This is a genomic window from Massilia sp. PAMC28688, assembly GCF_019443445.1.
Classification (GTDB): domain Bacteria; phylum Pseudomonadota; class Gammaproteobacteria; order Burkholderiales; family Burkholderiaceae_D; genus Telluria_A.
Genome location: NZ_CP080378.1, coordinates 3,721,860 through 3,740,871 on the forward strand (window position 1 = coordinate 3,721,860; position 19,012 = coordinate 3,740,871).

A 19,012-nucleotide genomic window follows, 5' to 3' on the forward strand; every position below is an offset into this window, starting at 1 on the left:
TTATGACAAGCAAAATCGAAAACCTGGCCGCGACGCTGGCCAATGTGGTGGGCGAGGGCGCCGACATCAAGCTGGCGCTGGGCGAAATCACGGTCGTGGTCAAGTCCGCCGCCTACGCCGCCACCATGCTGGCGCTGCGCGACAATGCCGCCACCCGCTTTGACACCATGATCGACCTGTGCGGCGTGGACTACTCGACCTATGGCGAAGGCACGTACGACGGCCCGCGCTTTGCGGTCGTGGTCCACCTGCTCTCGACCGAACTGAACCACCGGGTGCGGGTGCGCGTGTTCGCCCAGGACGACGACATGCCGGTGCTGGCCTCGATCACCTCGATCTGGCGCGCCGCCAACTGGTACGAGCGCGAAGCGTTCGACATGTACGGCATCCTGTTCGAAGGCCACAACGACCTGCGCCGCATCCTGACCGACTACGGCTTCATCGGCCATCCGTTCCGCAAGGATTTCCCGATCACCGGCTTCGTCGAAATGCGTTACGACCCGGAACAGAAGCGCGTCATCTACCAACCCGTGACGATCGAGCCGCGTGAAATCATTCCGCGCGTGATCCGCGAAGAAACCTACGGGATGAAATAATGGCAGAGATTAAGAACTACACCCTGAACTTCGGTCCCCAGCACCCGGCAGCGCACGGCGTGCTGCGCCTGGTGCTCGAGCTCGACGGCGAAGTGATCCAGCGCGCCGACCCGCACATTGGTCTCTTGCACCGCGGCACCGAAAAGCTGGCGGAAACCCGCACCTACCTGCAGTCAGTGCCCTATATGGACCGTCTCGACTATGTGTCGATGATGGCCAACGAGCACGCCTACGTGATGGCGATTGAAAAGCTGCTCGGCATCGAAGTGCCGATCCGGGCCCAGTACATCCGCGTCATGTTCGATGAAATCACGCGCCTGCTCAATCACCTCATGTGGCTGGGCGCGCACGCGCTTGACGTGGGCGCCATGGGTCCCTTCCTGTACGCCTTCCGCGACCGCGAAGACCTGTTCGATGCCTATGAAGCGGTGTCGGGCGCGCGCATGCACGCGGCCTACTACCGCCCGGGCGGCGTGTACCGCGACCTGCCGGACGCGATGCCAAAGCACAAGCCATCGATCATCCGCAGCGCCAAGGCCATCGACGAACTGAACGAACACCGCAAGGGCTCGCTGCTGGACTTCCTGGAAGACTTCAGCCACCGTTTCGTCAAGTACGTGGACGAATACGAAACGCTGTTGACCGACAACCGCATCTGGAAACAGCGTACCGTCGGCATCGGCGTGGTCTCGCCGGAAGACGCGAAAGCGATGGGCTTTACCGGCGCCATGCTGCGCGGTTCGGGCGTGGCCTGGGACTTGCGCAAGACCCAGCCCTACGCCGTGTACGACAAGATGGATTTCGATATCCCGGTCGGCACCAATGGCGACTGCTACGACCGCTACCTGGTGCGCATTGAAGAAATGCGCCAGTCGAACCGCATCATCAAGCAGGCCATTGCCTGGCTGCGCGCCAACCCGGGTCCGGTCATGACCGACAACCACAAGGTGGCGCCGCCTTCGCGCACCGAGATGAAGTCGAACATGGAGTCGCTGATTCACCACTTCAAGCTGTTTACCGAAGGCTTCCACGTCCCGCCGGGCGAGGCGTATGCCGCGGTCGAGCATCCGAAAGGGGAGTTCGGCATCTATATCGTGTCCGACGGCGCCAACAAGCCCTACCGCCTGAAGATCCGCGCCCCGGACTACGCTCACCTGCAGAGCCTGGACGAAATGTCGCGCGGCCACATGATTGCCGACGCCGTCACCATCATCGGCACCCAGGACATCGTATTCGGCAGTATCGACCGGTAAGTATTTGCACGTTGCACTATTGAGGCAAAAAACATGTTGTTATCAGAGCAGTCATACAAAAAAATCGACCGCGAAGTCGCCAAGTTCCCGCCTGACCATAAAGAGTCGGCCGTGATGGCGGCGCTCGCCATTGCGCAGGACGAGAAGGGCTGGCTGCCGCCGGAAGTGATGCAGGACGTGGCCGACTACCTCGGCATGCCTGCCATCGCCGTTCAGGAAGTGGCCACTTTCTACAATATGTACAACGTCAAGCCGGTCGGCAAGTACAAGATTTCCGTCTGCACCAACCTGCCGTGCCAGCTGTCCGGCGGCGAAAAGGCGGCCCAGTATCTGAAGGAAAAGCTCGGCATCGGCTTTCGTGAAACCTCGGCCGACGGCCAGTTCACCCTGGTCGAAGGCGAGTGCATGGGTGCCTGCGGCGACGCCCCCGTCATGCTGGTCAATAACAAGCGCATGTGCAGCTGGATGTCGAACGACAAGATCGACGCCCTGGTCGAGGAACTCAAGAAATGACATCACTCCACAACCGCCACATCGCCCCCTTGATTCTCGCTGGCCTGGACGGCAAGAACTGGCATTTGCAGGATTATGTGAACCGCGGCGGCTATTCCGCCCTGCGCCGCATCCTGGAAGAAAAGATCACGCCGGAACAGGTCATCGCTGAACTGAAGGCATCGTCGCTGCGCGGCCGCGGCGGCGCCGGCTTTCCCACGGGCTTGAAGTGGAGCTTCATGCCACGCCAGTTCCCGGGCCAGAAATACCTCGTCTGCAATACCGACGAAGGCGAGCCGGGTACCTTTAAGGACCGCGACATCATTCGCTACAATCCGCACGCGCTGATTGAAGGCATGGCCATTGGCGCCTACGCCATGGGCATCACCGTGGGCTACAACTACATCCACGGCGAAATCTTTGCCGACTACGACCGCTTTGAAGAAGCGCTGGAAGAGGCGCGCGCCGCCAATATGCTGGGCGATCGCATCATGGGCAGCGACTTCACGTTCCAGCTGCACGCCTTCCACGGCTACGGCGCCTACATCTGCGGCGAAGAAACGGCGCTGCTGGAGTCGCTCGAAGGCAAGAAGGGACAGCCGCGCTTCAAGCCGCCTTTCCCCGCTTCCTTCGGCCTGTATGGCAAGCCGACCACCATCAACAACACCGAGACCTTCGCGGCCGTGCCGTTCGTGATGAACCTTGGCGGCGAAAAGTACGCGGCGCTGGGCAAGCCCAACAATGGCGGCACCAAGATTTTCTCGATGTCGGGCGACGTGGCATTGCCGGGCAATTATGAAGTGCCGCTCGGCACGCCGTTTTCCAAGCTGCTGGAACTGGCTGGCGGCATGCGCGACGGCAAAAAGATCAAGGCAGTCATTCCTGGCGGCTCGTCCATGCCAGTGCTGACGGGCGAGGTCATGATGGCGACCGACATGGATTACGATTCGATCGCCAAGGCCGGCTCCATGCTCGGCTCGGGCGCCGTGATCGTCATGGACGAAACGCGCTGCATGGTCAAGTCGCTGCTGCGCCTGTCGTACTTCTATTACGAAGAATCCTGTGGCCAGTGCACCCCATGCCGCGAAGGCACGGGCTGGCTGTACCGCATGGTCCACCGCATCGAGCACGGCCAGGGCCGCGCCGACGACCTGGACATGCTCAATTCGATCGCCGACAACATCCAGGGCCGCACCATTTGCGCGCTCGGCGATGCGGCGGCGATGCCGGTACGGGCCATGATCAAGAACTTCCGCGAAGAATTTGAATATCACATCGAGCACAAGCGCTGTATCGTGCCCGCTTATATCTAAGGCCAGAGAAATCTCATGGTTGAAATTGAAATTGACGGTAAAAAAGTTGAGGTCCCACCAGGTTCGATGGTGATGGACGCAGCCAACAAGATCGGCACCTATATCCCGCACTTTTGCTATCACAAGAAATTGTCGATTGCCGCGAACTGCCGCATGTGCCTGGTCGAAGTGGAAAAAGCACCCAAGCCTTTGCCTGCCTGCGCCACGCCGGTCACGGCCGGCATGATCGTGCGCTCCAACAGCGACAAGGCCGTGCAGGCGCAAAAGTCGGTGATGGAATTCCTGCTCATTAACCATCCCCTCGATTGCCCCATCTGCGACCAGGGCGGCGAGTGCCAGCTGCAAGACCTCGCTGTTGGCTACGGCAAGTCCAATTCGCGCTACGCGGAAGAAAAGCGCGTGGTGGCGCCCAAGGAAGCCGGTCCCCTGATCTCGATGAACGAGATGACCCGCTGCATCCACTGCACCCGCTGCGTGCGCTTTGGCCAGGAAGTGGCCGGCGTGATGGAGCTGGGCATGCTGGGCCGCGGTGAACATGCCGAAATCACTTCCTTCGTCGGCAAAACGGTGGACTCGGAAGTATCGGGCAACATGATTGACCTGTGCCCCGTGGGCGCACTCACGTCGCGCCCGTTCCGCTACACGGCCCGTACCTGGGAATTGTCGCGCCGCAAGTCGATTTCTCCGCACGATTCGCTGGGCACCAACCTGATCGTGCAGGTCAAGGGTGGCAAGGTCATGCGCGTGCTGCCGCTGGAAAACGACGAGATCAACGAATGCTGGCTGTCCGACAAGGACCGCTTCTCGTATGAAGCGCTGGACAACGATGCGCGCCTGACCAAGCCCATGCTCAAGCAGGGCGGCGTCTGGGCCGAGACCGACTGGCAGACGGCGCTGGAATACGTGGCCCATGGCCTGCGCAACATCAAGCACGAGCACGGCGCCGACAGCATTGCCGCCGTCGCCACCGCCCAGTCGACCGTGGAAGAGTTGCACCTGCTGGCCAAGGCCATGCGCGGCATCGGTTCCGAGCATGTCGACTTCCGCCTGCGCCAGACCGACTTCGCGCTCGACGGCCACATCACCCCTTGGCTGGGCATGCCGATCGCCGCACTGTCCACCGTCAAGCGCGCGCTGGTCATTGGTTCCTTCCTGCGCAAGGATCACCCGCTGGTGGCAACCCGCCTGCGCGCCGCCGTGAAAAATGGCGGCAAGCTGTCGGTGATCCACGCGTCCGACGACGAACTCTTGATTCCTACCGCCAACAAGATCATTGCCGCGCCAAGCGACTGGCTCGCCGCGCTGTCCGACATCGTGTCGGCCGTATCGAGCGCCAAGGGCGTGGCCGCGCCTGCCGGTTTTGACAGCAAGCCATCGGATGCGGCCAGCGCGATTGCCGCCAGCCTCAACACCGGCGACGAGAGCATGCCTGCCGTGATCCTGCTGGGCAACGCTGCCATGCACCACCCGCAAGCGTCGAGCATCTACGCCGCCGCCCAGTGGATTGCTGAGCAGACCGGTGCCAAGCTGGGCGTGCTGACCGAGGGCGCCAACACGGTTGGCGGCTACCTGGTCGGCGCCACCGCCAGGAATGCCAAGGAACTGTTTTCCGAGCCGAAGAAAGCCTACCTGCTGCTCAATGCCGAACCGGAACTGGACGCGGCCAACCCGCAGCAAGCCCGCGCCGCGCTCGACGCCGCTGAAATGGTGGTCGTCATGTCCGCCTTCCAGCATGGCTTTGACTATGCCGATGTGCTGCTGCCGATTTCGCCCTTCAGCGAAACCTCGGGCACCTTCGTCAACTGCGAAGGCCGCGCTCAAAGCTTCAATGGCACCGTCAAGCCGCTGGGCGACACGCGCCCGGCCTGGAAAGTGCTGCGCGTGCTGGGCAACCTGCTGGGCGTGTCCGGTTTTGACTACGACACCTCCGAAGCCGTGCGCGACGAACTGTTCGGCAAGGGCGTGACCGACCTGCGCGACAAGCTCAACAACACCGGCAAGGCGGCACTCAAGCCTGCCACCTTCGGTAGCGCTGCCTCGCTCGAACGCATTGCCGATGTGCCCATCTATTTTGCCGACCCGATCGCGCGCCGCTCCGAGCCGCTGCTGCGCACGGCCGACGCCAACCAGCCGCTGGTCAAGCTGCCATCGGCCCTGGCCGCGCAGCTGGGCGTGCAAGCGGGCGACAAGGTGAAGGTGTCGCAGGGTAACGGTTCGGCCATCCTGATGGCCGGTATCGATGCCAGCCTGCCGGCCAATACCGTGCGGGTATCGGCAGCCCACGCCGCCACCTCGACGCTGGGCGCCATGTTCGGTGCCATCCAAGTAGAAAAAGCAGGGGAGAGCGCTTAATGAGTCTGCCTGAAATGATTGATAGCGTGTATCTCTGGGGCGCTGCCAACACTGGCGTGGTATGGCCCGTCATCTGGACCCTGGCCAAGATCATGTGCGTCCTGTTGCCGCTCATGGGCCTGGTCGCTTACGCCACCCTGTGGGAGCGCAAGCTGATCGGCTGGATCCAGATCCGTATCGGCCCCAACCGTGTTGGACCTGCGGGCCTGCTGCAGCCGATCGCCGACGCCTTGAAGCTTTTGTTCAAGGAAATCGTGGTGCCGGCCAAGGCATCGTCCGGCCTGTTCGTGCTCGGTCCCATCATGACCATCATGCCGGCCCTGGCCGCATGGGCGGTGGTGCCGTTCGGCCCCGGCCTGGCGCTGGCCGACGTCAACGCCGGCCTGCTGCTGCTGATGGCGATCACTTCCATCGAGGTGTACGGCATCATCATTGCCGGCTGGGCATCGAACTCGAAGTACTCGTTCATGGGCGCCATGCGCGCCTCGGCCCAGATGATTTCCTACGAAATTCCCATCGGCTTCGTGCTGGTGGTGATCCTGATGGTGTCGGGCAGCCTGAATATTTCCGATATCGTGGCCATGCAAAACCGCGGCACCGGTGCCGAGATGGGCCTGTCCTTCCTGTCGTGGAACTGGCTGCCCCTGCTGCCCCTGTTCGTGGTCTACCTGACCTCGGGCCTGGCTGAGTGCAACCGCAGCCCGTTCGACGTCGTCGAAGGCGAGTCCGAGATCGTGGCCGGCCACATGGTGGAATACTCGGGCATGTCCTACGCCATGTTCATGCTGGCCGAATACGCCAACATGATCCTGATCGGTACCCTGGCATCGATCCTGTTCCTTGGCGGCTGGCACGCGCCCCTGGCCATCCTCGAAGTCGGTGGCGTGCTGGGTGGCTTCCTGGGCTTCTTCTGGCTCTTTGCCAAGGCCTTCTTCATCGTCTCGCTGTTCATCTGGGTACGCGGCACTTTCCCGCGCTACCGTTATGACCAGATCATGCGCCTGGGCTGGAAAATCTTCATCCCCGTGACGCTGGTCATGCTGGTGGCCGTGGCCACCTTGATGCAGACCCCCTGGAATATCTGGGCCAAGTAAGGAACTTTGAACAATGACTCGTATTAAAGATTTTGTAAGCAGCATGCTGCTGGTGGAGTTGTTCAAGGGTCTGGCGCTGACGGGCAAGTACATGTTCGCGCGCAAGATCACTGTGCAATATCCAGAAGAGAAAACCCCGATGTCGCCCCGTTTCCGTGGCCTGCATGCGCTGCGCCGCTACCCCAACGGGGAAGAGCGCTGCATCGCCTGCAAGCTGTGCGAAGCGGTGTGCCCGGCCATGGCGATCACGATCGAATCGGAACAGCGTGACGATGGTTCGCGCCGCACCACGCGCTACGACATCGACCTGACCAAGTGCATCTTCTGCGGCTTTTGCGAGGAATCCTGCCCGGTCGACTCGATTGTCGAGACCCACGTGCTGGAATACCACGGTGAAAAGCGCGGTGACCTGTACTACACCAAAGAGATGCTGCTCGCTGTCGGCGACCGCTACGAAGGCGAGATCGCCGCCGCCCGCGCGGCCGATGCTCCTTACCGTTAATCCGCACCGCCTGGGATAGTCATGGAATTTAAATCTGTTTTGTTTTACGTGTTCTCGGCGATCATGCTGTTCGCCGCAGTGCGCGTCATCACCGCCAGGAACCCGGTGCACGCCGCGCTGTTCCTGGTGCTGGCGTTCTTCAACGCTGCCGGCATCTGGATGCTGCTGATGGCCGAGTTCCTCTCCATCGTGCTGGTGCTGGTCTATGTGGGCGCCGTCATGGTGCTGTTCCTGTTCGTGGTCATGATGCTCGATGTGAACATGGACAAGATGCGGGAAGGCTTCTGGTCCTATCTGCCGCTCGCCCTCGGCATTGGCCTGTTGATCATCTTCGAGATGGCTGCCGTCCTGTGGCGCGGTTTCCTCGATTTCGAGCAGGCCCCGGCCGCCCTGGCCGCCAATATCGGCGGTACCAAGGAACTGGGCCTGTTGATCTACACCCGCTATATTTATGGCTTTGAAATTGCTGCTGCGATCCTGCTGGTTGCCATCATTGCTGCCGTGGCCCTGACGCTGCGTACCCGCAAGGACACCAAGGCCTTCAATCCGGGCGATGCCGTGCGCGTCAAGCGCAATGACCGCCTGCGCATCGTCAAGATGGATGCCGTGAACCAGCCGGCCATCGACGCCGACAACAAGGCAAAAGCCGAGGCAGCCCTGGCCGCCGCCGAAGCGCAAGACGCTGCCAGCAAGGAGACCAAATGATCGTTTCGCTCCAACATTTCCTGATCCTGGGCGCGATGCTGTTTGCGATCGCGATCGTGGGCATTTTCCTGAACCGCAAGAACGTGATCGTGCTGCTGATGGCCATCGAGCTGATGCTGCTGGCCGTGAACATGAACTTCATCGCCTTTTCGCATTACATGGGCGACGCGGCAGGGCAGATCTTCGTGTTCTTCATCCTCACCGTCGCTGCCGCCGAGGCGGCCATTGGCCTGGCGATTTTGGTGGTGATGTTCCGTAACCTGGACACGATCAATGTGGAAGACCTGGATCGCCTCAAAGGCTGATCGGCTCCTTCGCACTGCTCACACATTCGCTCACACATTCGAATACATAACGATTAAGGTTCAACATGGCGGGTCAACTTCTTAACCCTAACCTCCTTCTTGCCGTACCCCTGGCGCCGCTGGCCGGCGCCATGATTGCGGGCTTGTTCGGTACCAAGTTTTTTGGCAATGTCGTCGGCCGCAAGACTTCGCACACCGTCACGATCCTGGGCGTGCTCATTGCCCTGATCCTGTCGGTGCAGACCCTGATGGCGGTCATGGATGGTGCCAGCTTCAACGGCACCATCTATAACTGGATGACGGTCGGCTCGCTCAAGATGGAGGTCGGCTTCCAGATCGATGCGCTGTCGGCCATGATGATGTGCGTCGTCACCTTCGTCTCGCTCATGGTCCACATCTACACCATCGGCTACATGGCGGAAGACGAAGGCTACAACCGCTTCTTTGCCTACATCTCGCTGTTTACGTTCTCCATGCTGATGCTGGTCATGTCGAACAACTTCCTGCAGCTGTTCTTTGGCTGGGAAGCAGTGGGCCTGGTGTCTTACCTGTTGATCGGTTTCTGGTACAAGCGACCCACCGCCATTTTCGCCAACATGAAGGCCTTTCTGGTCAACCGCGTGGGCGACTTCGGCTTCATTCTGGGCATCGGCCTGCTGCTGGCCTATGCCGGCTCCATGAATTACCAGGAAGTGTTTGCCCGCAAGGATGAACTGGCGCTCCTGACCCTGCCCGGCACCGACTGGATGCTGCTGTCGGTGGCCTGTATCTGCCTGTTCATTGGCGCCATGGGCAAGTCGGCCCAGTTCCCGCTGCACGTCTGGCTGCCTGACTCGATGGAAGGCCCGACGCCAATCTCGGCCCTGATCCACGCCGCGACCATGGTCACGGCCGGCATCTTCATGGTGGCCCGCATGTCGCCCTTGTTCGAATTGTCCGACACGGCGCTCTCGTTCGTGCTCGTCATCGGCTCGATCACCGCGCTGTTCATGGGCTTTTTGGGCATCATCCAGAACGACATCAAGCGCGTGGTCGCCTACTCGACCCTGTCGCAGCTGGGCTACATGACCGTGGCGCTGGGCGCCTCGGCCTACTCGGTGGCCGTGTTCCACCTGATGACGCACGCCTTCTTCAAGGCGCTCCTGTTCCTCGGCGCCGGCTCGGTCATCATCGGCATGCACCACGACCAGGACATCCGCAACATGGGCGGCCTGCGCAAGTACATGCCCATTACCTGGATCACCGCGCTGCTCGGCTCCCTGGCCCTGATCGGGACCCCGTTCTTCTCGGGTTTCTACTCCAAGGACAGCATCATCGAGGCGGTCCATGCCACCACGCTGTGGGGCGCGGGCTTTGCCAACTTTGCCGTGCTGGCCGGTGTATTCGTGACCGCCTTCTATTCCTTCCGCATGTACTTCCTGGTGTTCCACGGCGAAGAGCGTTTCGGAAAAGCGCATACCCATGACCACAGCCATGGCAAGGAGTCGGATGGCCACCACGAAGAAGACGAGCATGGCCACGACGACCATCACCACGGCCTGGCCCCTGGCCAGAAGCCGCACGAGTCGCCGCTGGTGGTGACGCTGCCGCTGATCCTGCTGGCCATTCCTTCGGTGATCATTGGCTTCATCGCGATTGAGCCAATGCTGTTCGGCGACTTCTTCAACGGCGTCATCACCGTGGGCGAAAACCACGCGGCGATGGCCACCCTGAAGGCCAACTGGCATGGTCCGGTCGCGATGGTCATGCACGGCCTGGTGACGCCACCGTTCTGGCTCGCGCTGGCCGGCGTGGCCGCTGCCTACTACTGCTACATGGTCAATCCGCGTGTGCCGGCCTGGTTCTATGCCAAGGGCAAGGCCATCCACACCCTGCTGGACAACAAGTACTACATGGACAAGTTCAACGACGTGGTGTTCGCCGGCGGCGCGCGCCTGCTGGGCAATGGCCTGTGGAACGTGGGCGACAAGGGCCTGATCGATGGCCTCATCGTCAACGGCAGCGCGAAAGTGGTTGGCTGGTTCTCGTCCATCGTGCGCGGCGGCCAGACCGGCTACATCTACCACTACGCGTTTGTGATGATCGTCGGTGTGCTGGCTGCATTGATGTACTTCGTTCCGATCTGGCCTCAATAACAGACACGCAAAGATAAAGACAACATGATGCAGTCTACGATTTCTACTCTTCCTCCGTATCTGAGCCTGGCCATCTGGCTCCCGATCGTGTTCGGTGCGCTGATCCTGTTCATCGGGCGCGACGAAAAGCCGGGCATGACGCGCTGGCTGTCGCTGGCCGGCGCCATCGCCAGCTTCGCCGTCACGCTGCCGCTGCTCCAGCACTTCGACAATGCCGCCCACGGCATGCAGTTTGTCGAGCTGGCGCCGTGGATCGGCCAGTTCAACATTTTCTATTCGCTCGGCGTGGACGGCCTGTCGCTGTGGTTCGTGCCGCTGACCGCCTTCATCACCGTGATCGTCGTGATCTCGGCCTGGGAAGTGATCGAGCGCCGCGTGGCCCAGTACATGGGTGCCTTCCTGATCCTGTCCGGCCTCATGATCGGCGTGTTCACCGCCATGGACGGCCTGCTGTTCTACTTCTTCTTCGAGGCGACCCTGATCCCGATGTACATCATCATCGGTATCTGGGGTGGCGATAACCGCGTCTATGCCTCGTTCAAGTTTTTCCTGTACACCTTCCTCGGTTCGCTGTTGACGCTGGTCGCCATCATCTATCTGTACAACGCTTCGGGCAGCTTCAGCATCCTGGACTGGCACCAGCTGCCGCTCTCCGGGACCGAGCAGACCATGATCTTCCTGGCCTTCCTGGCAGCGTTCGCGGTCAAGGTGCCGATGTTCCCGGTCCATACCTGGCTGCCGGACGTGCACGTGGAAGCGCCAACCGGCGGCTCGGCGGTGCTGGCGGCGATCATGCTCAAGCTTGGCGCCTACGGCTTCCTGCGCTTTTCGCTGCCGATCACGCCGGACGCCTCGATCGCCATGGCCCCGTTCATCATCACCCTGTCGCTGATCGCCGTGATCTACATCGGCCTGGTGGCCCTGGTCCAGAAGGACATGAAAAAGCTGGTGGCTTACTCGTCGATCGCGCACATGGGCTTTGTGACGCTGGGCTTTTTCATGTTCAACCAGATGGCTGTCGCCGGCGGCATCGTGCAGATGATCTCGCACGGCTTCATCTCGGGCGCCATGTTCCTGTGCATCGGCGTGCTGTACGACCGCATGCACTCGCGCCAGATCGCCGACTACGGAGGAGTGGTCAACACCATGCCCAAGTTGGCCGCCTTCATCGTGCTGTTTTCGATGGCTAACTGCGGCCTGCCGGCGACCTCCGGCTTCGTGGGCGAATTCATGGTGATCCTGGGCGCGGTGGAATACAACTTCTGGATTGGCATGCTGGCCGCCACGGCCCTCATCTTCGGCGCCGCGTACTCGCTGTGGATGGTCAAGCGCGTGGTGTTCGGCGAAGTGGCGAACAAGCACGTGGCCGAACTGGTCGACCTGAACAAGCGCGAATTCCTGATGCTGGGCATCCTGGCAATCGCAGTGATCGCAATGGGCGTGTATCCGGCGCCATTCACCGATACGATGCAAACGTCGGTCGCGGACCTGCTCAAGCATGTCTCCGTGTCGAAACTGCCGCAATAAAGACAGATCATGAACGAAACTATTGTTATCACCAATCCCAACCTGGTCCCGGTCTATGCCGAGATCTTCCTGCTGATCGCGGCCTCCGGCATCCTGCTGATCGACATGTACATGTCGGAAGCGCGCCGCTCGCTCGCCTATTACCTGTCGCTGGCGACGCTGGGCGTGTGCGCCTACCTGTCGTGGGTCGACTATTCGGCCGGTACCACCGTCTACACCTTCAATAACATGTTCGTGTCGGACCCGATGGCCAACCTGCTCAAGCTGTTTACCTACCTGTCGGTGGGCATGACCTTGATCTATTCGCGCCAGTACGTGGCCGAACGGGGCATGTTGTCGGGGAACCTGGGCGGCGAGTTCTACGTGCTCGCGCTGTTCGCCATGCTCGGCCAGATGATCATGATCTCGGCCAACAACATGCTGATCATCTACCTGGGCCTGGAACTGATGTCGCTGTCGCTGTACGCGCTGGTGGCACTGCGCCGCGATCATGCCGCCTCCACCGAAGCGTCGATGAAGTACTTCATCCTCGGTGCGCTGGCCTCGGGCTTTCTCCTGTATGGCATCTCCATGCTGTATGGCGCCACCGGTTCGCTCGACATCACGGAAATTGCCAATGCCGCCGCCGCCGCTACCGCCAACCGCACCATCCTGGTGTTCGGCGTGGTGTTCGTGGTGGCCGGCCTGGCCTTCAAGCTGGGCGCCGTGCCATTTCACATGTGGGTGCCGGACGTGTACCACGGTTCACCCACGGCCGTCACGCTGCTGCTGGGCGCCGCGCCCAAGATCGCCACTTTCGCCATCTGCATCCGCCTGCTGGTGGAAGGCCTGCGTCCCATGGCCATCGACTGGCAGCAGATGCTCATGGTGCTGGCCGTGCTGTCGCTGGCCATCGGCAACCTGACCGCGATTGCCCAGACCAACCTCAAACGCATGCTGGCCTATTCCACCATCGCGCAAGTGGGCTTCGTGCTGCTTGGCCTGCTCTCGGGCGTGGTCGCCGGCAGCAGCATCGACCCGGGTGCGCTGGCCATCGGCGCCTACAGCTCGGCCATGTATTACATCATCACCTACGTGCTGACCACCCTCGGCACCTTTGGCCTGATCATGCTGCTCGCGCGCAGCGGCTTTGAAGCCGACGAACTCAATGACTTCAAGGGCCTGTCCAAGCGCAGCCCGTGGTTTGCGGCCGTCATGTCGATCTTCCTGTTTTCGCTGGCCGGGGTGCCGCCGATGATGGGCTTTGCCGCCAAGTTCGCGGTGCTGCAGGCGGTGCTGACTACCGGCGCCGTGTGGCTGACCGTGCTGGCGGTGCTGTTCTCGCTGATCGGCGCTTTCTACTACCTGCGCGTGGTCAAGGTGATGTGGTTCGACGATCCGGTCGACACCAACAGCATCGCCGTGCCGTTCGACATGCGCGCTGTCCTCACCATCAACGGCATCATGGTCGTGGTACTGGGCGTGTTTGCCGGTCCGCTGCTCGCTGCCTGTGCGCGCGCCATGGCCGCCACGCTCGCCACCTGATGCGCCGCTGATGGACGTAACACTGTCGTCCTGGTTGGTGATCGTGATCTCGATCGCGCTCGCCAACCTGCCGTTCTTCACCGAGTCCCTGTTCGGCGTCATTCCCCTCAAGGGCGGACGCAAGACAGCGTGGACGCGCGTGTTTGAGCTTGTTGTTCTATACTTTGCCGCAGGTGCCGTCGCTTACGCGTTCGAAGCCCGGATCGGCAATGTCTTCACCCAGGTCAAAGAGTTTTACATGATCACGGTGCCTCTGTTTGTCGTGCTGGCGTTTCCCGGATTCGTGTGGCGGTACCTGCGCAAGCAGCATCCGCGCGTTGACTAAACACGATTTTTCCGGAGCATGCATGGATTCACTGACAGAGACCCGTATTGACGGACGGGTGGCCTATGATGGCGACTTCCTCAAGGTCTCGCGCGACATGGTGCGCCTGCCCGACGGCTCGCACGCCTCGCGTGAATTCATCCGCCATCCCGGCGCGGTGGTCATTCTTCCCGTGTTCGACGATGGCAGCGTGCTGCTCGAACGCCAGTTCCGCTATCCACTGGGGCGCGTCTTCATCGAATTCCCGGCCGGGAAAATCGACCCGGGCGAAGATACGCTCGCTTGCGCCAGGCGCGAACTGCGCGAGGAAACCGGCTACACGGCCAGTGAATGGCACTTTGTGTGCACCATCCACAACGCCATTGCCTACGCCGACGAACACCTTGACCTGTTCATCGCGCGCGGCCTGACGGCCGGTGAACGCAGCCTTGACGAAGGCGAATTCCTCGAAACCTTCACCGCCACCGTGCCCGACATGCTGGAGCTGATCCGGCGCGGCGAGATCACGGACGTCAAGACCATCATCGGCGCCTTCTGGCTGGAGAAATTCGCCTCCGGCGCCTGGACGCCAGGTTAGCAGCATGAAGGCGCTCCTGCTGCTGGCGGCGGTGTTCTGGCTCGATGATGCCAGCGCCGCCCGCACCCTGTTCCAGGTGCGCTGCGAAGAGACCATGCAGCCGGCCGTGTCGGTGGTGACGACGCGCCAGAACGGTTATACCGTCAACAACACCTACTCCTACCACGACATCACCGCATTCAAGGGCCGCGCCCCCAGGAACGCCTACGTGCTCGGGCTGACGCGCACCGAGTCGCAGATGGACCTGACGATAAACGGCTCGCTGCTGCAGGACCGGCTCTCCGGCTATGAGTGCATCTCGCCCCAGATCACGGTGGCGCTCAAGTACGCGCCCATCATCATCTACATCGGGCGCGAGTTCAAGCCGGGCACCTGCTCGTACGATGAAATTCTTGCGCATGAAATGCGCCATCTCAAGACCTATCTTGAGCATTTGCCGAAAGTGGAGTCAGTGGTGCGCAAGGCGCTGGCCGACCGTTTCAATAACAAGCCCCTGTATGCCATGGCAGGCCAGGCCCGGGCCGCGCTGCAGCGCGAGATCGATACCGGTTGGGTGCCGTACATCAAGCGCGAGCTGCGGCAGGTCGAAATTGCCCAGGCCCGTATTGATACGCCCCAAGAATATGCGCGCCTGAGCAGAGTTTGCAAAGGTGAGGTACAGTCCCTTATCGGACCGGCCAAACGAGCGAGAAGATGACCATGACCGTGCAAGATCCCCGTTATATTGCCCTCATTCCCGCTGCCGGTGTCGGCGCGCGCATGGCGGCAAACGGTCCCAAGCAGTACATGGCCATTGGCGGCAAGCCCATGCTGCGCCATACCATCGATGCCTTCCGCGCCAGTCCCCTGATCACGCACGTGTATGTGGTGGTCAGTGCCGGCGACCCTCACATCGACCAGGTCGCCCCAGGCGAGGGCGTGACGGTGCTGCGCTGCGGCGGCGCCAGCCGCCTGGAATCGGTGCGCAATGCCTTGCGCCAGCTGGGCGAGGTACTGGACGACCACGACTGGGTGCTGGTGCATGACGCCGCGCGGCCGGGCCTGACGCCCGCACTCATTGAAAAACTGATCACCACCGTTGGCGAGCATGCCGTCGGCGGCCTGCTGGCCCTGCCCGTGGTCGACACGGTCAAGCGCGCCGGTGGCAGCGGACAGGCAGCCGCGGTGGGCCCTTCGGTGGCCGCCTCGGTTGCCCGCGACGGCCTGTGGCTGGCGCAGACCCCCCAGATGTTCCGCTACCGGCTGTTGGGCGATGCGCTCGCTGCCGCCACCGACGCCAGCATCATTACCGATGACGCCAGTGCGGTCGAGGCCATGGGGCTGTCCCCGGCGCTGGTGGAAGGTCATCCCTGCAATCTGAAAGTGACGCTGCCTGCCGACATCCGCATCGCGGAAATGTATCTGGCGGCATCCTAGCTACCGTCAACATCTTATTCGAGCACATATCATGGCACTTGCTTCCTACAATCCCACTCCACCGTTTCGTATTGGCATTGGCTACGATTGCCACGCGCTGACCGAAGGGCGCAAGCTCATCGTGGGCGGCGTCACCATTCCCCACAAGACCGGCCTGTTCGGCCATTCCGATGCCGATGTGCTGCTGCACGCCATCATTGACTCCATGCTGGGCGCGGCCGGGCTGGGCGACATTGGCAAGCATTTCCCGGATACCGATCCCATGTTCGCAGGCGCCGATTCGCGCACCTTGCTGCGCGAAGTGGCGCACCGGGTGGTGGCCACCGGCTACACCATCGGCAATATCGACGCCACCATCATTGCCCAGCAGCCCAAGATGGCGCCGCATATCCCGCAAATGGTTTCGCGCATTGCCGAAGACATTGGCGTGTCGCCGCAGCAGGTCAACATCAAGGCCAAGACCAACGAAAAGCTGGGCTACCTGGGGCGCGAGGAGGGCATGGCGGCCGAGTCAATCTGCATGCTGATCAAGAGCGCCTGACAGGTCGCAGCGCACTAGCCGGTGAACGGGCTTGGAACAGAAAGTTGCCGGCGCCGGCAGGCATGCGAGCGCCGTTCGGCCAGCTCCGGTATCATGATCGTTTGCTAACGATCAAGGATGCTCATGCTGGTCTACCTCATTGCCGTCGCCGTTGTTATCCTGCTGCTGGCGGTGCTCGCCGCGCCGGAATGGGTCACCTCCCTCGGGCTGGCCATCGAGCGCCGCATCAGTGGCCTGAAACTGCGCAAGGCGCACGTGGACGGCTTCGATATTCCCTACCTCGACGGCGGCAAGGGCGAAGTGCTGCTGCTGATCCACGGCTTTGGCGGCGACAAGGATAACTTCACCCGCATCGCGCGCTTCCTGACGCCCCATTACCGTGTCATCATTCCCGACCTGCCAGGTTTTGGCGACGCCTCGCGCAATCCCAAGGCCAGCTATACCATGGCCGACCAGGTGGGGCGCATGCACACTTTCGTGCGCCAGCTGGGCATCGAGCGCCTGCATCTGGGCGGCAATTCGATGGGGGGCTTCATCAGCGCCCAGTTCGCCGCGCCCTATGCCCACATGGTCGAGAGCCTGTGGCTGCTCGACCCGGCCGGCACCGCCGCCTCGGTCGACACCCCCATGATCCGCCACTACATGGAAACGGGCCGCAATCCGCTGCTGGTGGAGCGGGTGGAAGATTTTGAAAAGACCATCAGCGCCACCACCCACAAGCGGCCCTTCATTCCCGGCGTCGCCCGTACCGCCATGGGCCGGCGCGCGGTGCGCGACTTTGAGCTGCATACCATGATCATGCGTGCGATGAAACATGAGTCGCCGCTGCTGGAAGTGGCGTTCAAGCCGATGCCCACGCCGGCCCTGATCGTATGGGGTGCCGAGGACCAGGTACTGAGCCCTGCGGGTGCCGAATCGTTCCGCCAGCTGTTTCCCCAATCGCGCGTGATCATCATGCCGGGCATCGGCCACCTGCCCATGCTGGAGGCACCGCGCCAGACGGCGGCCGATTATCTCGCCTTTCGTGAGCAGCTTGCGCGCACCGGCGCAGTACAATAAGGCCACTTGAAAGCACCATACCAGAAAGGACCCGCCATGCCAGTTGATAGCCTGCCGCCCCAGTGCGAGGTGCGGCCGTACGACAAGCCGCTGTTTGCCGATGCCCGCCGCACCGCCAAGGTCAATCTGCCGCCGGGCGCCACGCTGCGCCGCTGCCCGTCCGGCCCCGAGGGCGCCCAGATCATCACCGCGCCCGACAGCGGTGGCACCGAGATGTGTGTCATTTACGAATACGGCGTGGACAACAAGGTCGTGGACGTGGTGCTGCGCATGCAGCGCACCGGGGTGGCAAAATCGCGCGCCGACAAGAGCTGTCCGCCACTCGACTTCAGTGGCCAGGGCTACCCGGGCAAGGACTGGTTCTTCATGTCCGACAATCTGCCGCTGCCCAATGCCTTCAAGGTCAAGGAAACGGTGGAGAAGGGTGGCCTGGCGTTCCTGAACGAGGAAAAAAAGCAGGTCAAGGAGCGCGCCGCCATCGACTATGGCAGCACGCCGCTGCAGGTGGAAAGCATCGCTCCCACCGAGCAGGTGGAATGCCGCCAGACGGCCGGCTTCTTCCAGGGCCGCTATGCGGCCTGCTACCGCGCCAAGGTGTATAACCAGACCATTCGCGGCAACTGGTGGCTGGTGCTGGGCCTGACCAAGGATAACGAGTACAAGATCCTGCAAAGCCTGCGCACGCCGCCCGTGGTACCGGTCAGGCGCAAGCTGCGCTAGTACTACAGGTCAAAGATCAGGCAGGTGGTGGTGGCAAAGGCCAGCAGCTTGCCGTTGGCGTCGGTGATACGGCCTTCGGCAATGCCCACCTGGTTGCCGACATTGACCACCGTGCCTTCGGCCCGAACCGGCCCGGTCTTGTCGGTCATGGCCCGGATATAGTTGACCTTCAGTTCCAGCGTGGTATAGCCCTTGCCGGCGGGGAGCATGGTGTGGACCGAGCAGCCAACCACGGTATCGAGCAGGGTTGCGGCATAGCCGCCGTGCACCACGCCGCTCGGGTTGTAGTGCGCCAGCGTGGGCGTGCCCTGGAATACGACGCTGCCGCGCTCCACCGAAATGGGCACGATGCCCAGCAACTCGGCAATTGGCGCCGGCGGCAGCACGCCTTCGGCAATCGCGCCCATGAATTCCAGGCCGGTGCGTGATTTCAGATCGTCCCGCGTCACCACGCCCGCCGGGGCCAGGCGCGCGCGCATGGCTTGTTCCTGCGCCAGCCACTGCTGGCGCTTATCGCTGTTTTCCATAGCTTCCTCAATTGTCGGTTCAGAGCTGCGCATTTTGCGTGCATATGCA

At 61.9% G+C, this 19,012-nt stretch carries 20 protein-coding genes; 19 read left to right on the forward strand and 1 reads right to left on the reverse strand.

All coding sequences use genetic code 11. The annotated features are described in order from the left end of the window. Positions 1-2 precede the first annotated feature (2 nt). From KY495_RS16755 to KY495_RS16845, 19 genes are all read left to right on the forward strand, one after another. Positions 3-596, forward strand: a complete 594-nt coding sequence (locus tag KY495_RS16755; protein WP_219880511.1) for an NADH-quinone oxidoreductase subunit C — start codon at positions 3-5, stop codon at positions 594-596. Next, positions 596-1,849: an NADH-quinone oxidoreductase subunit D gene (locus tag KY495_RS16760; RefSeq protein ID WP_219880512.1), complete on the forward strand. Its 1,254-nt coding sequence runs from the start codon at positions 596-598 to the stop codon at positions 1,847-1,849. Before KY495_RS16755 ends, KY495_RS16760 begins: the two co-directional genes overlap by 1 nt. 33 nt (positions 1,850-1,882) lie before the next feature. Next, positions 1,883-2,362: an NADH-quinone oxidoreductase subunit NuoE gene (gene nuoE / locus KY495_RS16765; protein WP_219880513.1), complete on the forward strand. Its 480-nt coding sequence runs from the start codon at positions 1,883-1,885 to the stop codon at positions 2,360-2,362. Next, positions 2,359-3,654 (forward strand): NADH-quinone oxidoreductase subunit NuoF, encoded by a 1,296-nt coding sequence (gene nuoF / locus KY495_RS16770; RefSeq protein WP_219880514.1) that lies wholly within the window; start codon positions 2,359-2,361, stop codon positions 3,652-3,654. Before nuoE ends, nuoF begins: the two co-directional genes overlap by 4 nt. Positions 3,655-3,669: 15 nt before the next feature. Continuing rightward, a complete protein-coding gene (nuoG, locus tag KY495_RS16775; RefSeq protein WP_219880515.1) occupies positions 3,670-6,006 on the forward strand; it encodes an NADH-quinone oxidoreductase subunit NuoG in 2,337 nt (778 codons plus the stop codon). Further along, positions 6,006-7,100, forward strand: coding sequence for an NADH-quinone oxidoreductase subunit NuoH (nuoH, locus tag KY495_RS16780; RefSeq protein ID WP_219880516.1), 1,095 nt, complete (start codon positions 6,006-6,008; stop codon positions 7,098-7,100). Before nuoG ends, nuoH begins: the two co-directional genes overlap by 1 nt. 13 nt (positions 7,101-7,113) lie before the next feature. Beyond that, positions 7,114-7,602 (forward strand): NADH-quinone oxidoreductase subunit NuoI, encoded by a 489-nt coding sequence (nuoI, locus tag KY495_RS16785; protein WP_219880517.1) that lies wholly within the window; start codon positions 7,114-7,116, stop codon positions 7,600-7,602. Between the two features lie 21 nt (positions 7,603-7,623). Further along, on the forward strand, positions 7,624-8,307 hold the full coding sequence (locus KY495_RS16790; RefSeq protein ID WP_219880518.1) for an NADH-quinone oxidoreductase subunit J: 684 nt from the start codon (positions 7,624-7,626) through the stop codon (positions 8,305-8,307). After that, complete coding sequence (gene nuoK / locus KY495_RS16795) at positions 8,307-8,612, forward strand: NADH-quinone oxidoreductase subunit NuoK (protein WP_219884291.1); 306 nt, start codon at positions 8,307-8,309, stop codon at positions 8,610-8,612. Before KY495_RS16790 ends, nuoK begins: the two co-directional genes overlap by 1 nt. 65 nt (positions 8,613-8,677) lie before the next feature. Further along, entirely contained in the window at positions 8,678-10,747 is a 2,070-nt protein-coding gene (nuoL, locus tag KY495_RS16800; protein ID WP_219880519.1) for an NADH-quinone oxidoreductase subunit L, read from the forward strand. 24 nt (positions 10,748-10,771) lie between these two features. After that, positions 10,772-12,274, forward strand: coding sequence for an NADH-quinone oxidoreductase subunit M (locus KY495_RS16805; RefSeq protein WP_219880520.1), 1,503 nt, complete (start codon positions 10,772-10,774; stop codon positions 12,272-12,274). Positions 12,275-12,283: 9 nt separating this feature from the next. Beyond that, positions 12,284-13,798, forward strand: coding sequence for an NADH-quinone oxidoreductase subunit NuoN (nuoN, locus tag KY495_RS16810; protein WP_219880521.1), 1,515 nt, complete (start codon positions 12,284-12,286; stop codon positions 13,796-13,798). A gap of 10 nt (positions 13,799-13,808) precedes the next feature. Next, complete coding sequence (locus KY495_RS16815) at positions 13,809-14,123, forward strand: DUF2818 family protein (RefSeq protein ID WP_219880522.1); 315 nt, start codon at positions 13,809-13,811, stop codon at positions 14,121-14,123. 22 nt (positions 14,124-14,145) lie between these two features. Continuing rightward, a complete protein-coding gene (locus KY495_RS16820) occupies positions 14,146-14,700 on the forward strand; it encodes an NUDIX domain-containing protein (RefSeq protein ID WP_219880523.1) in 555 nt (184 codons plus the stop codon). A gap of 4 nt (positions 14,701-14,704) precedes the next feature. Then, positions 14,705-15,397 carry a hypothetical protein gene (locus KY495_RS16825; RefSeq protein WP_219880524.1) on the forward strand — a complete coding sequence of 231 codons (693 nt, stop codon included), beginning with the start codon at positions 14,705-14,707 and terminating at the stop codon, positions 15,395-15,397. Next, entirely contained in the window at positions 15,394-16,116 is a 723-nt protein-coding gene (ispD, locus tag KY495_RS16830; protein WP_219880525.1) for a 2-C-methyl-D-erythritol 4-phosphate cytidylyltransferase, read from the forward strand. The genes KY495_RS16825 and ispD overlap by 4 nt, the downstream gene beginning before the upstream one ends. Before the next feature lie 31 nt (positions 16,117-16,147). After that, positions 16,148-16,657, forward strand: coding sequence for a 2-C-methyl-D-erythritol 2,4-cyclodiphosphate synthase (gene ispF, locus KY495_RS16835; RefSeq protein ID WP_219880526.1), 510 nt, complete (start codon positions 16,148-16,150; stop codon positions 16,655-16,657). Positions 16,658-16,780: 123 nt separating this feature from the next. Continuing rightward, on the forward strand, positions 16,781-17,716 hold the full coding sequence (locus KY495_RS16840; protein ID WP_219880527.1) for an alpha/beta fold hydrolase: 936 nt from the start codon (positions 16,781-16,783) through the stop codon (positions 17,714-17,716). Positions 17,717-17,752: 36 nt separating this feature from the next. After that, positions 17,753-18,436, forward strand: coding sequence for a hypothetical protein (locus tag KY495_RS16845; RefSeq protein ID WP_219880528.1), 684 nt, complete (start codon positions 17,753-17,755; stop codon positions 18,434-18,436). Between the two features lie 2 nt (positions 18,437-18,438). On the opposite strand, the gene KY495_RS16850 is transcribed toward KY495_RS16845, so the two are convergent. Beyond that, complete coding sequence (locus KY495_RS16850; protein ID WP_219880529.1) at positions 18,439-18,963, reverse strand: PaaI family thioesterase; 525 nt, start codon at positions 18,961-18,963, stop codon at positions 18,439-18,441. Positions 18,964-19,012: the final 49 nt, after the last annotated feature.

Excerpts from the sequence above, each read along its gene's own strand:
- KY495_RS16755 (WP_219880511.1), top strand. The coding sequence starts at position 3 with ATGACAAGCAAAATCGAAAACCTGGCCGCGACGCTGGCCAATGTGGTG.
- KY495_RS16760 (WP_219880512.1), top strand. The coding sequence starts at position 596 with ATGGCAGAGATTAAGAACTACACCCTGAACTTCGGTCCCCAGCACCCG.
- nuoE (WP_219880513.1), top strand. The coding sequence starts at position 1,883 with ATGTTGTTATCAGAGCAGTCATACAAAAAAATCGACCGCGAAGTCGCC.
- nuoF (WP_219880514.1), top strand. The coding sequence starts at position 2,359 with ATGACATCACTCCACAACCGCCACATCGCCCCCTTGATTCTCGCTGGC.
- nuoG (WP_219880515.1), top strand. The coding sequence starts at position 3,670 with ATGGTTGAAATTGAAATTGACGGTAAAAAAGTTGAGGTCCCACCAGGT.
- nuoH (WP_219880516.1), top strand. The coding sequence starts at position 6,006 with ATGAGTCTGCCTGAAATGATTGATAGCGTGTATCTCTGGGGCGCTGCC.
- nuoI (WP_219880517.1), top strand. The coding sequence starts at position 7,114 with ATGACTCGTATTAAAGATTTTGTAAGCAGCATGCTGCTGGTGGAGTTG.
- KY495_RS16790 (WP_219880518.1), top strand. The coding sequence starts at position 7,624 with ATGGAATTTAAATCTGTTTTGTTTTACGTGTTCTCGGCGATCATGCTG.
- nuoL (WP_219880519.1), top strand. The coding sequence starts at position 8,678 with ATGGCGGGTCAACTTCTTAACCCTAACCTCCTTCTTGCCGTACCCCTG.
- KY495_RS16805 (WP_219880520.1), top strand. The coding sequence starts at position 10,772 with ATGATGCAGTCTACGATTTCTACTCTTCCTCCGTATCTGAGCCTGGCC.
- nuoN (WP_219880521.1), top strand. The coding sequence starts at position 12,284 with ATGAACGAAACTATTGTTATCACCAATCCCAACCTGGTCCCGGTCTAT.
- KY495_RS16815 (WP_219880522.1), top strand. The coding sequence starts at position 13,809 with ATGGACGTAACACTGTCGTCCTGGTTGGTGATCGTGATCTCGATCGCG.
- KY495_RS16820 (WP_219880523.1), top strand. The coding sequence starts at position 14,146 with ATGGATTCACTGACAGAGACCCGTATTGACGGACGGGTGGCCTATGAT.
- KY495_RS16825 (WP_219880524.1), top strand. The coding sequence starts at position 14,705 with ATGAAGGCGCTCCTGCTGCTGGCGGCGGTGTTCTGGCTCGATGATGCC.
- ispD (WP_219880525.1), top strand. The coding sequence starts at position 15,394 with ATGACCATGACCGTGCAAGATCCCCGTTATATTGCCCTCATTCCCGCT.
- ispF (WP_219880526.1), top strand. The coding sequence starts at position 16,148 with ATGGCACTTGCTTCCTACAATCCCACTCCACCGTTTCGTATTGGCATT.
- KY495_RS16840 (WP_219880527.1), top strand. The coding sequence starts at position 16,781 with ATGCTGGTCTACCTCATTGCCGTCGCCGTTGTTATCCTGCTGCTGGCG.
- KY495_RS16845 (WP_219880528.1), top strand. The coding sequence starts at position 17,753 with ATGCCAGTTGATAGCCTGCCGCCCCAGTGCGAGGTGCGGCCGTACGAC.
- KY495_RS16850 (WP_219880529.1), bottom strand. The coding sequence starts at position 18,963 with ATGGAAAACAGCGATAAGCGCCAGCAGTGGCTGGCGCAGGAACAAGCC.